This is a genomic window from Staphylococcus sp. HMSC072H03 (assembly GCF_001809305.1).
GTDB lineage: Bacteria > Bacillota > Bacilli > Staphylococcales > Staphylococcaceae > Staphylococcus > Staphylococcus hominis.
This window is the reverse complement of sequence record NZ_KV796883.1, coordinates 139,554-157,239: the sequence shown is the minus strand read 5'-3', so window position 1 is coordinate 157,239 and position 17,686 is coordinate 139,554. Positions and strand designations below refer to the sequence as shown.

Genomic DNA, 17,686 nt, shown 5'->3' with positions numbered 1-17,686 from the left:
TTTCGTCATGAAAGTACAGATTATAGATAGATTATCAAGATATGTGAAAATAGATACACAATCAAATCCCGAATCGAAATCGACGCCTTCTACTGAGAAACAATGGGATTTATTACATTTATTACAAAAAGAACTGCAAAACTTTGGATTAGAAACAGAATTGGATAATAATGGTTATCTTTTTGCTACTTTAGAAAGTAACATAGAAAAAGAAGTTCCTACGGTAGGTTTCTTAGCACATGTAGATACATCACCAGATTTTAATGCGACAAATGTTAATCCTCAGATTATAGAAGATTATGATGGTCAACCTATTAAATTAGGTCAAACAAATCGAGTATTAAGTCAAGATGTATTTCCAGAACTTAAAAAATTAGAAGGTCACACTCTAATGATTACAGATGGTACATCTTTACTAGGTGCCGATGATAAAGCAGGTGTTGTAGAAATTATGGAAGCAGTAAAATACTTGCAGACCCATCCAGAAATTAAACATGGTCGCATACGTATAGCTTTTACACCTGATGAAGAAATAGGTCGTGGTCCTCACAAATTTAATGTGAAACGCTTTAATGCCGATTTCGCCTATACTATGGATGGCAGTGAGTTTGGAGAATTACAATTCGAAAGTTTTAATGCAGCAGAAGCAACAATCACTACACATGGTGTAAACGTTCATCCTGGTTCTGCAAAAAACGTTATGGTTAATGCTATTGGATTAGCACATCAATTCCATAGTCTACTACCTGCTAATGAAGTACCAGAACGTACAGAAGGTTATGAAGGATTCTATCATTTAATGAAAATAGAAGGAACAGTTGAAAAAGCTTCTTTACAATATATTATAAGAGATCATGATAGAAAATCTTTTGAACTTAAAAAGAAAAAACTTTTAGAAATTCGTGATGATATTAATATTCATTATGAAGGTTATCCAGTAAAAGTAGATATCGAAGACCAATACTATAATATGGCTGAACAAATTAAGCCACATCCGTATATTATTGATATTCCTAAAAAAGTATTTGCAGATTTAGAGATAAAACCAAATACTGCGCCTATACGCGGTGGTACTGATGGTTCTCAGCTTTCATTTAAAGGTTTACCTACACCTAATATTTTTACAGGATGTGGAAACTTCCATGGCCCATTTGAATATGCTTCTATCGATGTAATGGAAAAAGCAGTACAAGTGATTATCGGTATTGCTCAAGAAGTAACACAATATGAAAAATAATAAATAAAAAAAGTTTAGTTCATTCTTTGAACTAAACTTTTTTATTTATTTTATTCCATTAGCTGTAGTTTTTAATAATCGCAAAGCTTGAACTGTATAATGTCTAATTTGAAGACCCATTTTAAAATCTGTGTATGTTTTCGGCATTTCAATAAATGTGTTAAACATGGCTGTTACGCGATGATGATTAAATATATCAAACTTATCATTAGTCGCACAAATTGCAATAGATGGTTTGTGATATTTTTCTGTAAGTTCCGCAATAGTCAATGTGGTTGTTTCAAGCATATGATCTTCTTCTTTTAAACCCTCTCCAAAGATAATTAAATCTGCCTGAGATACTAACTCATCTAAATGTGTAATTTGATTTACTAGTTCATGACTCGTTAAAATTTCTGTGTTGTATAATGCTTTCAACACCGCAGCAATACCGCCACCGGCTCCGCCACGTTCAATTGGCCCTAAAGCAATATGTAATTCATTTTTCATAATCTCATTTAAGTACCACATTAAATTATCAATTTCCACTGCTTTTTTGTGTGGAATTTGATGGTTATAGCTTAATTTCATAATTTCACTATTTTTTCCATACAACTTACTAGAAAAATCCGTCATCACTTGTAGTCTGACATTTTCCAATGTACTAGGCAGTCCAGAAATGTCAATATGACGAATGAACTTAATCATTTGTGCGCCTTCTCGTGCGTCAAGTTCTCTATTTTCATCATCATAAAATTTAGCTCCTAAAGCTTGCAGCATCCCTACGCCACCATCAAAACTATCCATACCACCTAAAGATATAATAATATGATCTGTGTTCTTGTTTAATGCATCTAAAATAACTTCTCCTAACCCAAAACTAGTACGTTGTTCAATTGCTTTATGACCTTTTGAAAATAAATTACTTTCAATAATTACAGTACCTTCTTCAGTTTGTCCATATATCGTTTCAATCTCATTCATATCAGCATCATGAACATTCACTTTATATTTTGTACCTGATTGCCAAAGAAATACTGAATTTAATAATTCATGACGTCCGTTAAATAAAGGTACCTGTACAATATCTGCATGATCAATTTGACTTGCTATTGCCTCTTCCACATAACGATTCGCTTGATAACTCGAAATAATACCGTTAAATTCATCCATGGCTACTAAAATTTTCATTCTATTTTCACCTCATGCCACTTTCTATCTTTCTTAAATTCATACGTTATAACTTCACTTTCACATTATACATAGGTTCATCGCATATTTCATTTTTTACATTTTATAAATATAAAAGTCATTTAAAATGATAAAAATGTAGATATAATAAAGAGCTGGTAACAAAAAATGTACCAGACTCTTAAATCGATATATTATCTTTCTTATTCTTCAGCTTGTGCTAATGTAGATACATTAATATCACTATGACTAGCATTCCATACAGCTTTTCCATCTACAAAATAAAAAGCTTGTGGTGATTCATGTTTCACATTTGTCTTTTCAGCAATATAATCAGAAAGTTTTCTTTCTTCTTGAACCACTAGATAATATCCATCTATGTCTCTTTCATATAAAAATTTATTAAATTGATCAAATGCTGCAGCTGAAATTGGACATGTGTCACTATGTTTTAATACAAATACATCGTTATGTTCTTCTAATACTTGTTCAAACTGGTCAATCGAACTCAGCTTTATAGCCATTCTATTCACCTCTAAATTTTTTAACTTTGTCCCTTTTTTTAAATTAAACTTCTCAATGGCTACAATTATACACATTTCATCATATAATGTTAACCAAAAATTTAAATTTAGGTTTTATTCGTTTTGCTGTACTTTTTCTAATTCTGTATTAAAGTTGTAATTTCCCTTACTTAAATCTTTACCCGTTTTAGGTAGTTTCTCAACATTAATTTTTGAAAGTTGATCTTCAATCTTAATAGTTATTTCACGTGTCTCATAATAATCAAGTAAATTATAGTACATTTCTATCGCATTTTTACGAGCATTGTTTACATGTGAATCTGTAATATTAGTCTGATTTAAATCTTTAATCTGTTTTTGTATCAGTGGTTTTATATGCTCATTAATTGCTTTTGAAGTAGGATAATTATCCTTTTCTAAATATTTTTGAGCAGTTTTTCGTAAATTACGATTATTGTTTTCAATTTTAGATTTTAATAGATGTGCATTTTCTTGATTATTTGTTTTACGTATATCTTTTTCTACTAGTGCTCTATTTATTTCAAATGAATGTGTATAATTTAGAATTTTTTCATTTTCCACAACTGATTGATTATATAAATCTACAAATGATTTAATTTCATTTATAGATTGATGTTGATTACTCACATGATTTAAATAATCTTTCTTTAATTGACGAGTTTTATTTGTCTTAGCCGGAAGATGTTTAGCTTCTTTTTCATATTCTTTAAACTCAGGCACTAAACGGTGATTTATATTTTTCTGTAGTCGTTCAAATGACTTTTTATTTTTATCTGTTGTATCGGTTTTACTTATATCATTTAAACGGTTCAGCTCTAATTGATTCATCACTTTTTCCACGCTTTTTTGCTTGGTCTCTACTTTAGATAGGTGTTGTTTGAAGCGATTTAAATCTTCGTTATTATTCTGACCACAACCAGAAAGTATCAAACAGTATAGTGAACATAATGAAAGTATTATTAATTTTTTCATTTTTGCACTCCTAACACCCGTATTATACATAAAGTTATTTATATTGAAAATAAATTATGTTATAGTATTTCAGAATTTGTATAATAATTTAATTGAAGGAGTTACACATGTATGCATCTGTTCAATCATTTATAAATTGTTCCAACGGCAATGATTATCATCAGTTGTACGAAGACACTAGAGCTCTGTTATTTAACTTGTTAGATTCTCCAGTAAAATTTACACAACATATCGGAGGAACAAAACATTTTTCTTATCCCACAGAACCGATTTTAGATGTTTTAGTTGGAGTCAACAATCTCCATGATATTACATCTCTTGATGAAAAGAGATTGAATTATGTAGGCTTTTATCGATTACACCACCCTTATAAAAAGAAAGTGATGATGGCAAAATTTGATAATATGATCAATCTTAAGCAAATAATACGATTACATATTATTCAAATAAATACGCCCTTATTCACTCAATATTTAGCTATAGATCACGTACTGTCTACACAAAAACACGTAGCACAGATGTTTTCTAATCAGAAAAATAAATTTATCAATCTAAACTCAACAATCCGATACTACGAAAACCAAAAACAGAAATTTTTTGATAATTTGTATCATACACTTTAATGATATACAAATTGTTTTAAACTCTTTTAGCAAAACATATGTAAAGTTGCTATAATAAAGTTTAGATTATAGAAGAGAAGAAAGGATGTACTTATGTTAGAACAAGAAGACATCTTAAAAGATTTAAAATCTTTAGTACCTGACAATATTATTAAAGTTAATGAACCGTTAAAACGTTATACATACACGAAAACTGGTGGAAATGCAGATTTTTACCTTTCACCTATCGAAAATGAACAAGTACAAACTATCGTACGTTATGCTCAAGAACATCAATTGCCTGTTACATATTTAGGGAATGGTTCAAATATTATTATTCGCGAAGGCGGTATCAGAGGTATTGTGATTAGTCTATTATCCCTTAATCATATTAATGTCTCAGATGATGCAATTATAGCAGGAAGCGGTGCAGCAATTATAGATGTATCGAGAGCGGCAAGAGATCACGTTCTTACCGGCTTAGAATTTGCTTGTGGCATTCCTGGTTCTGTTGGTGGTGCTGTTTATATGAATGCAGGCGCCTATGGAGGAGAAATTAAAGATTGCATCGATTATGCTTTATGTGTAAATGAACACGGCGATTTGATACAACTTACTAAAGAACAATTACATTTAGACTATAGAAACAGTGTCGTTCAAAAACAACATTTAGTAGTTCTTGAAGCAGCATTTACTTTAGAACCAGGCAACTTGAACGAGATTCAAGCTAAAATGGATGATCTTACAGAACGTCGTGAATCTAAACAGCCACTTGAATACCCGTCATGCGGTAGTGTATTCCAACGTCCTCCAGGTCATTTTGCTGGAAAATTAATTCAAGATTCAAATCTTCAAGGTCATCGTATTGGTGGCGTAGAAGTCTCAACTAAACATGCTGGGTTTATGGTAAATGTCGATAATGGTACAGCAACAGATTATGAGAATTTAATTCATCACGTACAAAAAGTCGTGAAAGAAAAATTTGATGTTGAATTACATCGTGAAGTTCGAATCATTGGCGAATATCCAGAGTCAGAGTAAATTCTCAATGTTAGGAGATGTGAAACAATGCTAAAAGTTTATGGTTCTCTCGTAGACAATGAAACACGTTGTATTCACTATCATACATTTCTTGACATTATAGCGATTAAATTTAAATGTTGTGAAAAGTATTATCCTTGTTATCAATGTCATAACGAACATGAATCTCATAACATTCAGCGTTGGTCAGCAGAGGAATTTCATAAAAAGGCGATACTTTGTGGAGTTTGTCAAAATGAACTCTCTATTCATGAATACATGATGACTGAAACATGTCCAAATTGCCAAGCACATTTTAATTCACGTTGTAAATTTCACTATCATTTATATTTTGAAATTTAATACTTAAATTAAATGATATATAGAATAACATATAAAGACAAAGTATTTTGGCAAGACTCTTGAGGGAACAGGACAAACTAAAGACTACAGACTAAAGTTGTCCCCTAACAAATCGAGCCAACCATACGAAGTATTGTAAATAAAGAAGCCAGTAAATGAATTTATAATAAACTCATTTACTGGCTATTTTTCTAGGATGTATGTCCCACTCTTTTATTTATTCTAAACTTAATATCCTAGATTTATTTTTTAGTTTTATCAATTACTTTTTCTAATTCATCAATCTGTTTTACTGTTGTTGTTGTTGAGCCTGAAGCAAAATACCATAATTTAGGATCTAATTCATAAACATTGTTATTTTTAACTGCTGTTACATCTTTAATAACATCATTTTTTAATACTTGTTTAGCTGTCGATTTTCCACCCACAACTGACCCGCGATCCATTGCTAAAATGATATCTGGATCATGATTACTGATATATTCATTATTAATGTTTTGACCATGTGGACTTATTTTAACGTGTTTATCTGCTGGTTTAAAGCCTAGTGTATTAAATACCAAATCACCAAATCTTCCGCCTGGTCCGAATGTAGAAAGTTCTCCTTCATTAACTAAAAGATACATTACAGATTTATCGAAATTCTTAGTTTGTTTTTTCATATCTGAAATTTTTTGATCTAATTTTGTATTCATATCTTTTGCTTTATCTTCTTTGTTATAAATTTTACCTAGATTTTCTGTGTTCTTTTTCATATCTTTAATATAATGATCTTCACTTGCGCCTACATAGACAACTTTAGCTTTAGGCGCTGCTTTTTTAAACTCATCTAGATTTTTCTGAGTGGCTGCTCTACTTGAAATATAAATAACATCCGGTTTAGCTTCAGCTATTTTATCGAAATTTATTTCTTTTAAATTACCAGTATTAATATATTTATCCTTTTTAAATTCACTTAGAAAACTTGGTAAAGATTCATTATTTTCGCCTTTTGGTAAGCCTTTCACTTTATCAGCTACACCCATTTCTTTCAAAACATCTAATGCTCCATAATCTAGAACAACCGCGTTCTTAGGATTTTTAGACACTTTCACAGTGTTACTAATTTTTTTATCCTCATTACTACTTTCGTCATTTCCACTTGCTGAAAAGCTATTTTTAATTGAAACTGTATCTTTTGAATCATTTTCATTATTTGATTTATTACCAGAATTATTACTACACGCTGATAATACTAAAGCTAAAGTTAAGACTAAAAATAAGACTGTTTTCTTCATATGTATTTCTCCTTTTATAAGTTAAATTTGGCACTCAATTTTTCAACTATTTTCTTTTATATTTTCTAAGCATCACCCCTTTAAATATAAAAATATTTATCTCATTTTAAAAGATAACCTCATCATAGTATAAACAAATACGTTGGCCTCTAATTTCTTCTACATGAACATCCATTTCATACAAATCTCTTAACACATTTGTTTCAATTATACTATCTTTTGGGCCAGATTTAACAATTTCACCTTTCTTTAGTGCAACAATGTAATCTGAATAACAAGATGCAAAATTAATATCGTGGAGTACAATAACAATCGTTTTATTTAAATCGCGACACAATGTTCGAAGTATCTGCATAATTTGAACTGAATGTTTCATATCTAAATTATTTAACGGTTCATCTAACAAAATGTATTCTGTATCTTGAGCAATTGTCATAGCAATATACGCACGTTGTCTTTGTCCTCCAGATAGTGTTTTTATATTTCTATCTTTGATTTCCCTTAGATGTAGTAAATCAATGGCATATGCAACTTTCTCATGATCTTCTTTTTTCATTCGACCTTTTGAATAAGGAAAACGCCCAAAATTTACAAGCTGTTCTACAGTGATATTCATATCAGTATGATTTGTTTGTTTTAAAATACTTAACTTTTTTGCTAATTCATCACTTTTATAATCATCAATTAATTTATTTTCAATATTAATTGTACCGTTCTGATATTCAAATAATCGACTTACTGCTGATAGAAGTGTACTTTTTCCTGCTCCATTTGGACCTATCAAAGAGGTTAACTTACCCTTTTGTATATCAACATTTATATCTTTCAAAATAGATTTACTCTGAATTTTTTTATCTAAATTTCTAATCTGAATCAATCTTCATTCCTCCTTTTAATAAGTAAGTATATGAAGTAAATACCTCCAACTAAATCTATAATAAGACTAAATTCAGTGGTAGCTTTAAACATATTTTCTATAATCCACTGAGCTATAAATAAACTAATCCAACTTATAAGAATCGTTGCGGGTAAAATATATTTATGTTCATATGTTTTCATGAATTCATGCGCTAAATTGACTGTTAATAATCCTAAAAATGTAACAGGACCTACTAAAGCAGTAGATATTGATACTAATAAAGCCACTAAAATTAATAAAAGTTTTGTCATTTTTTCATATGATACACCTAAGTTAATAGACTGATCTTTCCCTAGTAATAACACATCTAAATAAGGTCTTAATATAAAAGCAATTACAATTAAAATAATTAAAAGTATACTTGAAATAAGAACAAGTTTAGAATTAGAAGCGTCAAAACTTGCAAACATCGCACTTTGAACGGTTAAAAAGTCATCTGGATTCATAATAAGTTGAATAAATCCAGTGATACTACGGAAAAATGTTCCTAATACTACCCCAACAAGTAAAATAAAATAAACCGAAAAATGTCCTAATTTAAACATGCCTTGAAATAATACTAAAGAAAAAAGAACCATCACTACGAGAGTTAGAAGAAAATTCAAATAAGTATTTGTCACTACACTGGCTTGTGTACCTAATAAGAACACAGGCAAGACTTTAATAAATAAATAAACTGAGTCTAATCCCATAATTGAAGGAGTAAGTAATCTATTCGCAGTGATAGATTGGAAAATAACAACTGCCGTACTAATAGATCCACCAACAAGTAAAATTAAAACTAATTTTCTTATTCGACTTTCAAACTGATATTGAAAAATTTCAAAATCCAAACCTACTAGTAAGTAGAAAGCAGCCATGCAAATCGTAAAAAGAAAGAGAATTAATATTTTTTTATTAGCACTAATTTGCATAATTATTTCTACCTTTCATCAATAAAACTAAGAAAATAATCGTTCCAAATACTCCTATTGTTAAACCAATATTTATTTCATAAGGGTAAACAATTAATCTACCAATAATATCGGAAAACAATACAAATATAGAACCTAGCATTAATGTATGAGGTAATGCATTTTTCAAGTGGTCGCCTCTATACATTGAAATAATATTAGGAACAATTAAACCTAAAAATGGTAATGTTCCAACTGTCACGACAACTAATGCTGTCAATGTTGCAGTGATTAAAAGCGCAATATTTATAATTTGTTCATATTTAACACCTAAATTATGACTAAAATCTTTGCCCATTCCAGCAATCGTAAAGTGATTGGCAAATATATAAGCGATAATTAATAAAGGAATAGCTAAATATAAAATTTCATAACGGCCGCTTGTAATAACAGCAAAATTCCCATTCAACCAATTATTAATACTTTGTAGTGCATTCGTTCTTAATGCTATAAAAGTGGTAAAACTTGAAACAATGCCACCAATCATAATACCTAAGAGCGGGACAAAAATAACTTCTTTCACTTTTATAAAATTGATTAGTTTAACGAATAAAAATGTTCCTCCTAGGCTTAATGCAACTGCAAAAGTCAATTTGATCAATATATGACCTTTTGGGAAAAATATGAGTGAAAGTAATATTCCTAATTTTGCCCATTCCATTGTTCCAGCTGTAGTAGGACTTACAAATTTATTTTGCATCATCTGTTGCATAACTAGTCCTGCTAAAGCAAGAGAACTTCCAGATAAAAGAATACTTATAGTTCTAGGAATACGACTAGAAAATAAAATATTTTTCTGATTATCTGACAAATGAAAAAGATCAGTTATTGATAATTGACTTACGCCAATAAATAAAGAAAGTATACTTAATATCACTAAAATGATTAATAATGTATAACCTTTGAATAGAAACTTCATTCGTAATGCTCCTTAGTATATATACCATTTCCATTGAAAATGATTATCATTTAACTATATATTAAATTGTCATAATAAATTTTTCAATAGTAATACTAATATTCTTTTATTTTTTATAGAGAAATTAAAAAAACTAATTGCAGTGATGATTCTACAATTAGTTTTTCTAAAATTAGTTATTATTCTAATCTTCAAAAATAAAATCTTCGTCTTGTAAAGCTTCCACGTTAAGTGCTAATGTATAGCCGTCTCCTTTTACTGAGAAAAAGTCATGATTTTTTGTTGATGTATCTAATGCATTTTCAATAATAGGATTAAACTCTTTTTCTTCAAAATAAGGTTCAAATCCTAAGTTTGATAAAGCTTTATTCCCATTATATTGTACATAATTTAAAACATCTTCAGTTAAACCGATATCATCATATAACATATGTGTATACGATACCTCATTTTTATATAGTTCTTCTAACAACTTATACATTTCTTTATCAGCTTTTTGTTTTTCATTTTCTGATAGCTCATTACGTAAACTTTGAGCATCTAAACCGGTAAAAACTCCATGAATTGATTCATCAAGTAAAATTTTTCTAATAATTTCACCAGAGGTTGTCATTTTTCCTTGACCCGCAAGATAAAGTGGATAATAGAAACCAGAATAGAACAAGAACGTTTCTAAGAAAACACTTGAAACTCTTGCCATATATTGATCAAAAATAGAGGCTTCTTTTCCCCAAAGTTTATGATAATTAGAGATAATTTTATCAGATTTATATTTTAAATGAGGCTCTTCAATTACCCAAGTATCTAATAGATAATTTGTTTCACTAGATGGAAGTAACGTTGTAAAAATATGTGAATAACTTTTAGCATGAATTTGTTCCATCATTTGCATAAATGAATAAACTGCTTTTTTACGTAAATCCGTTGTATGTAGCATAATTAATGGCATACCATCATCCGCTTGATGTGTATCTAATCCAGTTAAACCTGCTAAAGCACGTTTAAACGTATTTTTTTCATCCTCTGTTAGTGTCTTCCAACTTGCTATATCCTTTGAAACTTTAAATTCTGTTTCTACCCACATTTGTGAAATGTTTTGACGCCAAAACATATTTGTCATATCTTCTTGAGTATTCCAATTGACGGCCTTCATTAATAAAATCCTCCTCTATTTATTAACCATTACATTATTTAAGAGGATAAGATTAAAATGCTTCTCTATGAAAATAATTTAATCTTTCCTCTAAATATTTATTTCACTATTAATTAAATTGAACAACTTGTACATTCTTCAACACTTAATAATTTATTACGTGTATAGTATAAAGATTTCAATCCTTTGTGATGTGCGTATACGTATAATCGTGACAATTCACGTGTTGAAATTTCAGAATTAACATATAAAATTGTTGAAATCCCTTGGTCCACATGTGTTTGAATTGTTGAAATTAAATCTATAAGTTTCATTTGATCAGTATTAAATGCTGATTTATAGTACCACATTGTTTCAGGTGATAAGAAAGGCATTGGATAAAATGTTTCAGCATTTCCATACGTACGTCGTTCAATTTGATCTACGATTGGCATGACCGAACTAGTTGCATTCTGAACATATGAAATACTTTGAGTTGGTGCAATAGCTAATCGATAAGCATGATATAAACCATATTCTTGTACTTGTTGTTGTAATGATTTCCAGTCTTCTGATGTAGGAATTTGCATATTAGCAAATAATTCTTTTACTTTTTCAAATTGTGGCACGAACTCTTGTGATGTATAAAAATCAAAATATTTGCCACTTGCATAATCTGATTTATCAAAATCTTGATATGCTTCTCCACGTTCTTTAGCAATTTCCATAGAACGTTCAATTGAATAATAGTTCATCATCATAAAGAAAATATTAGCAAAATCTTTGGCTTCTTCAGATTCATAGCCAATTTTATTTTTCGCTAAATAGCCATGTAAGTTCATTACACCTAAACCTACAGAATGTAACTCATTATTTGCTTTTTTCACACCTGGTGCATTTTGAATATTTGCTTCGTCACTTACTACTGTTAATGCATCCATTCCAGTATGTACTGAATCTCTGAATTTACCCGTTTCCATTACATTCACTATGTTCAATGAACCTAAATTACATGAAATATCACGTTTAATTTCATCTTCAATTCCATAGTCATTAATAATTGATGTTTCCTGTAATTGGAAAATTTCAGTACATAAATTACTCATTTTAATTTGACCAATATTTGAATTCGCATGTACTTTATTCGCATTATCTTTAAACATTAAATATGGATAGCCTGATTGTAGTTGTGTTTGAGCAATCATATTCAACATTTCTCGTGCATCTTTTTTCTTTTTAAGAACATTAGGATTAGCTACAAGTTCATCATAATATTTTTCAATATCAATATCGTCTAATGTCACTCCATATTCTTGTTTTACAGTATAAGGTGCAAACATATAAAAGTCTTTACCTTCTTTAGCTAAATCAAAGAATTTAGATGGAACAATAAGACCAGTGGAAATTGTTGATAGACGTAAGTCTTCATCGGCATTTACTTTTTTAGTATCTAAGAATTCTTCAACATCATAATGGAAAATGTTTAAATATACTGCTCCAGCTCCAGGACGTTGACCTAATTGATCAGCATAACTAAATCCACCCTCTAATGCTTTTGCTACAGGTAATACACCTTTAGCTACGCCTTTAATACCTTTAATTGCTTCACCACGTGCACGTAATTTAGATAAATTGATAGCCACGCCACCACCAATTTTACTTAATTGTTTAGCAGTAGAATCTATGAAATTAATTGAGTTTAGACTATCATCAACTTCTAGTAAAAAACATGAAACAAGCTCTCCACGACGTGCGCGTCCTGCATTTAAAAATGTAGGTGTAGCAGGTTGATAACGTTGTTCAATCATCGCTAAAATAAATTGTTTAGCTTGTTCTTTATTACCATCTGCTAAATATAGAGCAACTATGGCAACATGTTGATTATAGTCTTCTAAGTACTTAGATTTATCATTTGTTTTTAAAGCATAATCTTTATAAAATTTGCTTGCAGACATATAACTAGCAAATTCAAAATTAATAGATTTTGCGAATTCGATAATTTCTATTAAATCTTCTTCGCTATACTTCTTAAATACATTAAAATAAAAATGATTATCTACTAAGTAATGTAAACGTTCAATTTCGCTATCAAAATAAATTGTTTTATCGCTAATTTCTTCTAAGTAAACGTTTAAAGCTTCTTGATCTTTCTCAAGATTAAAAAAGCCATTGTCTTTACGTTTAGTTACTTCATTGTTTAATTCAATATGATTGTACTTTTTCTCGTCCATAATCTTCATTGAAATGCCCCACCTTATCTCTAAATTCGATAACATCTTTATTTGTACCTTGAACCTCAAATTTCATTAATAAAGGCACATGGTATGTTTCAGAAATTGTTCGACCTGCTTTCGCAAAGTTTTGTCCCCAGTTACGATTACCACTAGCAGCAACAGCACGTATATAAGCATGATTAACTTCTAGAAAAGACTGTACTTCCTTAGGAACTTCACCAAAACCAATTGTACCTGTAACTAAAATATAAGGTTCTTCTATACTATCCTTACAATTGTCTTTATTGATTTCTAATACATTTTTAATTTCACTACGTTTTATAAATCTTCGTACATTTCCTGAAAAAGAGAAATAAACTACTTTCATAGGAACGCCCTCTTTCGACAATCTTATTAATTAAAAAGAAGTTCTCTTAGTCTTATAAGAAAACTTACTTTTAGAACGAATATCATTTCGTTAACTTAATCAAGTTAATACTACATATTGTGTTTCTAATTATTAATCTTTAAAAATCATTATTTATAAATCGTTCATGTAAATAGTGTAGATTCCGAAAAAACCAATCCAAATAAGTGTGAAATTGCTACTAAAATGAATTATTCATACAATCTTTCTATTTTCCTCAAACACAACATATTGTGTCTCAATTCAAAACCCAACACTATATTCTGTGTTTCATTATACATAAATGGTACCCTAATTAAAAGTTAATATTTGATGTCAAATGTTCGTGAAATCGGTTAAAGGTGCATCATAGCTATATTAAAAACTAAGAAAATTTTATTTTAGTTTTTTTAAGGTATTTCACTTGATTTTTTGCCTACCATTACTAAACCTTATTTATTCGGGATTTCCAATACATAAGAATGTAAATCATAATATATTGTTAGCCATTTATTAAAAAAATAACTCATTTTTTTTATTAAAAGCCGAATAAATTTCTATTTTACGAATTAAAAATTTAGAGTATATTTAACCATATTAAGAACATATGTTCGTTATCATTATAGTTTTTCTTTTTTATCTTTGCAAGTACTTATGCATCCACAAATAAATTATGCTAATATATAGACGTTAAATTTTTATAAATGAGGAGATATACTTTGAATCCTAAGGTAAAAGGTATCATTGCTATTTTAATTTCTGCTATTGGTTTTAGTTTTATGTCTGTTTTTTTTAGACTAGCCGGAGACTTACCTGTATTTCAAAAATCTTTAGCAAGAAATTTGGTAGCCATGTTTATTCCATTATTTTTCATAATAAAATATAGGCAACCTATATTGGGTAAAATGAGTAGTCAACCCCTTTTAATGACTAGATCGACGTTAGGTCTTATAGGGGTATTACTAAATATTTACGCTATTGATCACATGGTGTTAAGTGATGCTGATACTTTAATGAAGCTTAACCCTTTTTGGACTATTTTATTAAGTTTAATATTTTTAAAAGAGAATATTAAAAGGTATCAAATTATAGCTATGTTAATTGCTATTTTTGGTATGTTATTCATTGTTAAACCAGAATTTTCTTCAACTATGTTCTCTTCTTTAGCCGGTTTATTCTCAGGTATCTTCGCTGCATCTGCATATACTTGTGTACGAGCATTAAGTAAACGTGAAGCACCTTATACTATTGTATTTTATTTTTCATTATTTTCAGTCATCGTTCTTATTCCATTTTCTATTGCAACATATGAACCGATGACAAAGTTACAAATTATATATTTATTAGGAGCTGGATTATCAGCGGCAGTAGGACAAATTGGTATTACATTAGCATATAGTTTTGCTCCAGCAAAAGACATTTCTATTTTTACGTATGCTTCTATATTATTTACTGCATTATTTGGCTTTATATTATTCGGAGAAATACCAGATTTCTATGCATTTATAGGTTATATCATCATTATTGGCGCTAGTTACTTTATGTTTGAAAAAGCACGTAGACAATCTAATACATCTAACAATTAGGAGGAAAATTATGACACAAGGTCGCAATAAAGAAGAATTACAAGATATTACATTATTAGGCAATCAAAATAATAAATATGAATTTGACTATACACCTCAAGTACTCGAAACTTTTGATAATAAACATCAAGGAAGAGATTATTTTGTAAAGTTTAATTGTCCAGAATTCACTTCTCTTTGCCCTATCACTGGACAACCCGATTTTGCTACAATTTATATTTCATATATACCAAATATAAAAATGGTAGAATCAAAATCACTAAAATTATATTTATTTAGTTTTAGAAATCATGGTGATTTTCACGAAGATTGTATGAATATTATCATGAATGACTTAATTGACTTAATGGATCCTCATTATATAGAAGTATGGGGTAAGTTCACGCCACGTGGAGGCATTTCAATAGATCCATATACAAATTATGGTCGTCCAAACTCTAAATATGAAAAGATGGCCGAACATCGTTTAATGAATCACGATATGTATCCTGAAAAAATAGACAATCGATAACATGTTTTTTAACTCCTTTTATTTTTACTAATGTAATATAAAAGGAGTCATTTTTATTCTAGATTTTTTTAATAAACTATTGCGATTTATTAAATTAAAGCGTATTTTAATATTATCGCTAAAATTTATAAAGATATAAGTTCATGAGCAATAAAAACTTTTATTTTTATAAGTTATTATATTTTATTTGACTGAAAATTCTAAAAATTTATATTTTTAAGAAATTCTTGTGAGATGTAATTGTACAATCTTATTTACATAGTAATCAGTCATATTAGGAAAGAAAGGAGTGGGATGTTAATGGCAACAAATAACTCCCATGAACAAACAATTCAATCAATACCACAGAAAGGATTTTTCGGTCATCCTAGAGGACTAGGTGTGCTCTTTTTCGTAGAGTTTTGGGAAAGATTCAGTTACTACGGTATGCGTGCGATGCTCATATTTTATATGTATTTCGCAATACACCAAAATGGATTAGGTATTGATCAAACTACAGCAATGTCGATTATGTCAGTATATGGAGCACTTATTTACATGTCTTCTATTCCTGGCGCATGGATTGCTGATAGAATTACAGGCACACGTGGTGCTACTTTATTAGGTGCTGTACTTATTATTATTGGACATATCTGTTTAAGTTTACCATTTGCTTTATTTGGTTTATTCTCATCAATGTTCTTTATTATTATCGGATCAGGTTTAATGAAACCTAATATTTCAAATATTGTAGGTCGTTTATATCCTGAAAATGATACACGTATTGATGCAGGTTTCGTTATTTTCTATATGTCTGTTAACTTAGGTGCATTAATTTCACCTATTATACTGCAACATTTTGTAGATATACGTAATTTCCATGGTGGCTTCCTTCTAGCAGCTATTGGTATGGCATTAGGTCTTGTTTGGTATTTGTTATTTAATAGAAAGAATTTAGGTAGTGTTGGAATGAAACCTACTAACCCACTATCTAAAGAAGAAAAGCGTAAATATGGAATGATTATCGGTATCATAGTAGCAATTGTGATTATCGTATTATTAGTTACATATTATACCCATACCCTTTCATTCGATTTAATTAGTAATACTGTATTAGTTCTTGGAGTAGCTTTACCAATCATTTACTTTACAACTATGCTTCGTAGTAAAGACGTTACCGATGTAGAACGTTCTCGAGTTAAAGCATTTATACCTTTATTTATTTTAGGTATGTTATTCTGGTCAATTCAAGAACAAGGTTCTAACGTTTTAAATATTTATGGTTTAGAACGTTCTGACATGCAACTCAACTTATTTGGTTGGACAACTCGATTTGGGGAAGCTTTGTTCCAATCTATCAATCCATTATTTATTTTATTATTTGCACCCGTTATTTCTATGATTTGGTTAAAAATGGGTAAAAAGCAACCTTCTTTAGCTATTAAATTTGGTATTGGTACATTACTAGCAGGTTTATCATACATTCTAATTGGATTAGTTGGTTTAGGTTATGGACATACACAATTCTCAGTTAACTGGGTTATTTTATCATATGTAATCTGTGTTATTGGGGAACTTTGTTTATCACCTACAGGTAATAGTGCTGCTGTTAAACTTGCACCTAAAGCATTTAATGCTCAAATGATGAGTGTATGGCTATTAACAAATGCTTCAGCACAAGCGATTAATGGTACATTAGTAAAATTAATTAAACCACTTGGTCAAACGAATTATTTTATTTTCTTAGGTACCGTTGCTATTGTTATTACTCTTATCATTTTAGTTTTCTCACCTAAGATTACAAAAGCTATGAAGGGTATTCACTAATTAAATACAAAATAGTAAAAAGTACTTCTAGTTATGACATCTAGAAGTATTTTTT

Annotated in this window: 17 protein-coding genes; 7 read left to right on the top strand and 10 right to left on the bottom strand. The window is 29.5% G+C overall.

Going from position 1 to position 17,686, the window contains the following annotated elements:
* Positions 1 to 7 precede the first annotated feature (7 nt).
* Positions 8 to 1,237 (top strand): peptidase T, encoded by a 1,230-nt coding sequence (gene pepT, locus HMPREF2578_RS06755; RefSeq protein ID WP_017175934.1) that lies wholly within the window; start codon positions 8 to 10, stop codon positions 1,235 to 1,237.
* 45 nt (positions 1,238 to 1,282) lie between these two features.
* On the opposite strand, the gene HMPREF2578_RS06750 is transcribed toward pepT, so the two are convergent.
* From HMPREF2578_RS06750 to HMPREF2578_RS06740, 3 genes are all read right to left on the bottom strand, one after another.
* On the bottom strand, positions 1,283 to 2,407 hold the full coding sequence (locus HMPREF2578_RS06750; protein WP_017175935.1) for a glycerate kinase: 1,125 nt from the start codon (positions 2,405 to 2,407) through the stop codon (positions 1,283 to 1,285).
* Positions 2,408 to 2,610: 203 nt separating this feature from the next.
* Positions 2,611 to 2,931, bottom strand: a complete 321-nt coding sequence (gene ytxJ, locus HMPREF2578_RS06745; RefSeq protein ID WP_002449093.1) for a bacillithiol system redox-active protein YtxJ — start codon at positions 2,929 to 2,931, stop codon at positions 2,611 to 2,613.
* A 114-nt stretch (positions 2,932 to 3,045) separates the two neighbouring features.
* Positions 3,046 to 3,924 carry an EMYY motif lipoprotein gene (locus HMPREF2578_RS06740; protein WP_070508331.1) on the bottom strand — a complete coding sequence of 293 codons (879 nt, stop codon included), beginning with the start codon at positions 3,922 to 3,924 and terminating at the stop codon, positions 3,046 to 3,048.
* A gap of 107 nt (positions 3,925 to 4,031) precedes the next feature.
* Between HMPREF2578_RS06740 and HMPREF2578_RS06735 the strand changes: the two genes are divergently transcribed.
* From HMPREF2578_RS06735 to HMPREF2578_RS06725, 3 genes are all read left to right on the top strand, one after another.
* Positions 4,032 to 4,547, top strand: coding sequence for a GrpB family protein (locus tag HMPREF2578_RS06735; RefSeq protein WP_070508330.1), 516 nt, complete (start codon positions 4,032 to 4,034; stop codon positions 4,545 to 4,547).
* Between the two features lie 93 nt (positions 4,548 to 4,640).
* Entirely contained in the window at positions 4,641 to 5,567 is a 927-nt protein-coding gene (murB, locus tag HMPREF2578_RS06730) for a UDP-N-acetylmuramate dehydrogenase (protein ID WP_049419783.1), read from the top strand.
* A 27-nt stretch (positions 5,568 to 5,594) separates the two neighbouring features.
* The gene (locus HMPREF2578_RS06725) at positions 5,595 to 5,909 is read left to right on the top strand and encodes a CHY zinc finger protein (protein WP_017175939.1); all 315 of its coding nucleotides are present in this window, start codon (positions 5,595 to 5,597) and stop codon (positions 5,907 to 5,909) included.
* Between the two features lie 242 nt (positions 5,910 to 6,151).
* Here the strand turns inward: HMPREF2578_RS06725 and HMPREF2578_RS06720 are convergent, their stop codons facing one another.
* The 7 genes from HMPREF2578_RS06720 to nrdI form a co-directional block, all read right to left on the bottom strand.
* Positions 6,152 to 7,186 (bottom strand): ferrated catecholamine ABC transporter substrate-binding lipoprotein SstD, encoded by a 1,035-nt coding sequence (locus tag HMPREF2578_RS06720; protein WP_070508329.1) that lies wholly within the window; start codon positions 7,184 to 7,186, stop codon positions 6,152 to 6,154.
* A 106-nt stretch (positions 7,187 to 7,292) separates the two neighbouring features.
* Positions 7,293 to 8,063, bottom strand: coding sequence for an iron ABC transporter ATP-binding protein (locus tag HMPREF2578_RS06715; protein WP_017175941.1), 771 nt, complete (start codon positions 8,061 to 8,063; stop codon positions 7,293 to 7,295).
* Positions 8,060 to 9,019 carry an iron chelate uptake ABC transporter family permease subunit gene (locus HMPREF2578_RS06710; RefSeq protein WP_002449066.1) on the bottom strand — a complete coding sequence of 320 codons (960 nt, stop codon included), beginning with the start codon at positions 9,017 to 9,019 and terminating at the stop codon, positions 8,060 to 8,062. The genes HMPREF2578_RS06715 and HMPREF2578_RS06710 overlap by 4 nt, the downstream gene beginning before the upstream one ends.
* A complete protein-coding gene (locus HMPREF2578_RS06705; protein ID WP_002449086.1) occupies positions 9,009 to 9,977 on the bottom strand; it encodes an ABC transporter permease in 969 nt (322 codons plus the stop codon). Before HMPREF2578_RS06705 ends, HMPREF2578_RS06710 begins: the two co-directional genes overlap by 11 nt.
* 184 nt (positions 9,978 to 10,161) lie before the next feature.
* Positions 10,162 to 11,130: a class 1b ribonucleoside-diphosphate reductase subunit beta gene (gene nrdF, locus HMPREF2578_RS06700; RefSeq protein ID WP_002455627.1), complete on the bottom strand. Its 969-nt coding sequence runs from the start codon at positions 11,128 to 11,130 to the stop codon at positions 10,162 to 10,164.
* A gap of 113 nt (positions 11,131 to 11,243) precedes the next feature.
* Entirely contained in the window at positions 11,244 to 13,349 is a 2,106-nt protein-coding gene (nrdE, locus tag HMPREF2578_RS06695; protein ID WP_070508328.1) for a class 1b ribonucleoside-diphosphate reductase subunit alpha, read from the bottom strand.
* A complete protein-coding gene (gene nrdI / locus HMPREF2578_RS06690) occupies positions 13,312 to 13,710 on the bottom strand; it encodes a class Ib ribonucleoside-diphosphate reductase assembly flavoprotein NrdI (RefSeq protein WP_002449085.1) in 399 nt (132 codons plus the stop codon). The genes nrdE and nrdI overlap by 38 nt, the downstream gene beginning before the upstream one ends.
* Before the next feature lie 737 nt (positions 13,711 to 14,447).
* Between nrdI and HMPREF2578_RS06685 the strand changes: the two genes are divergently transcribed.
* The 3 genes from HMPREF2578_RS06685 (at position 14,448) to HMPREF2578_RS06675 (ending at position 17,631) form a co-directional block, all read left to right on the top strand.
* Positions 14,448 to 15,314, top strand: a complete 867-nt coding sequence (locus tag HMPREF2578_RS06685; RefSeq protein WP_070508327.1) for a DMT family transporter — start codon at positions 14,448 to 14,450, stop codon at positions 15,312 to 15,314.
* A gap of 10 nt (positions 15,315 to 15,324) precedes the next feature.
* Positions 15,325 to 15,825 carry a preQ(1) synthase gene (gene queF / locus HMPREF2578_RS06680; protein ID WP_002449091.1) on the top strand — a complete coding sequence of 167 codons (501 nt, stop codon included), beginning with the start codon at positions 15,325 to 15,327 and terminating at the stop codon, positions 15,823 to 15,825.
* A gap of 300 nt (positions 15,826 to 16,125) precedes the next feature.
* Positions 16,126 to 17,631 (top strand): S-Cys-Gly-3M3SH uptake peptide MFS transporter, encoded by a 1,506-nt coding sequence (locus HMPREF2578_RS06675; protein WP_017175947.1) that lies wholly within the window; start codon positions 16,126 to 16,128, stop codon positions 17,629 to 17,631.
* The last annotated feature ends 55 nt before the right edge of the window (positions 17,632 to 17,686 follow it).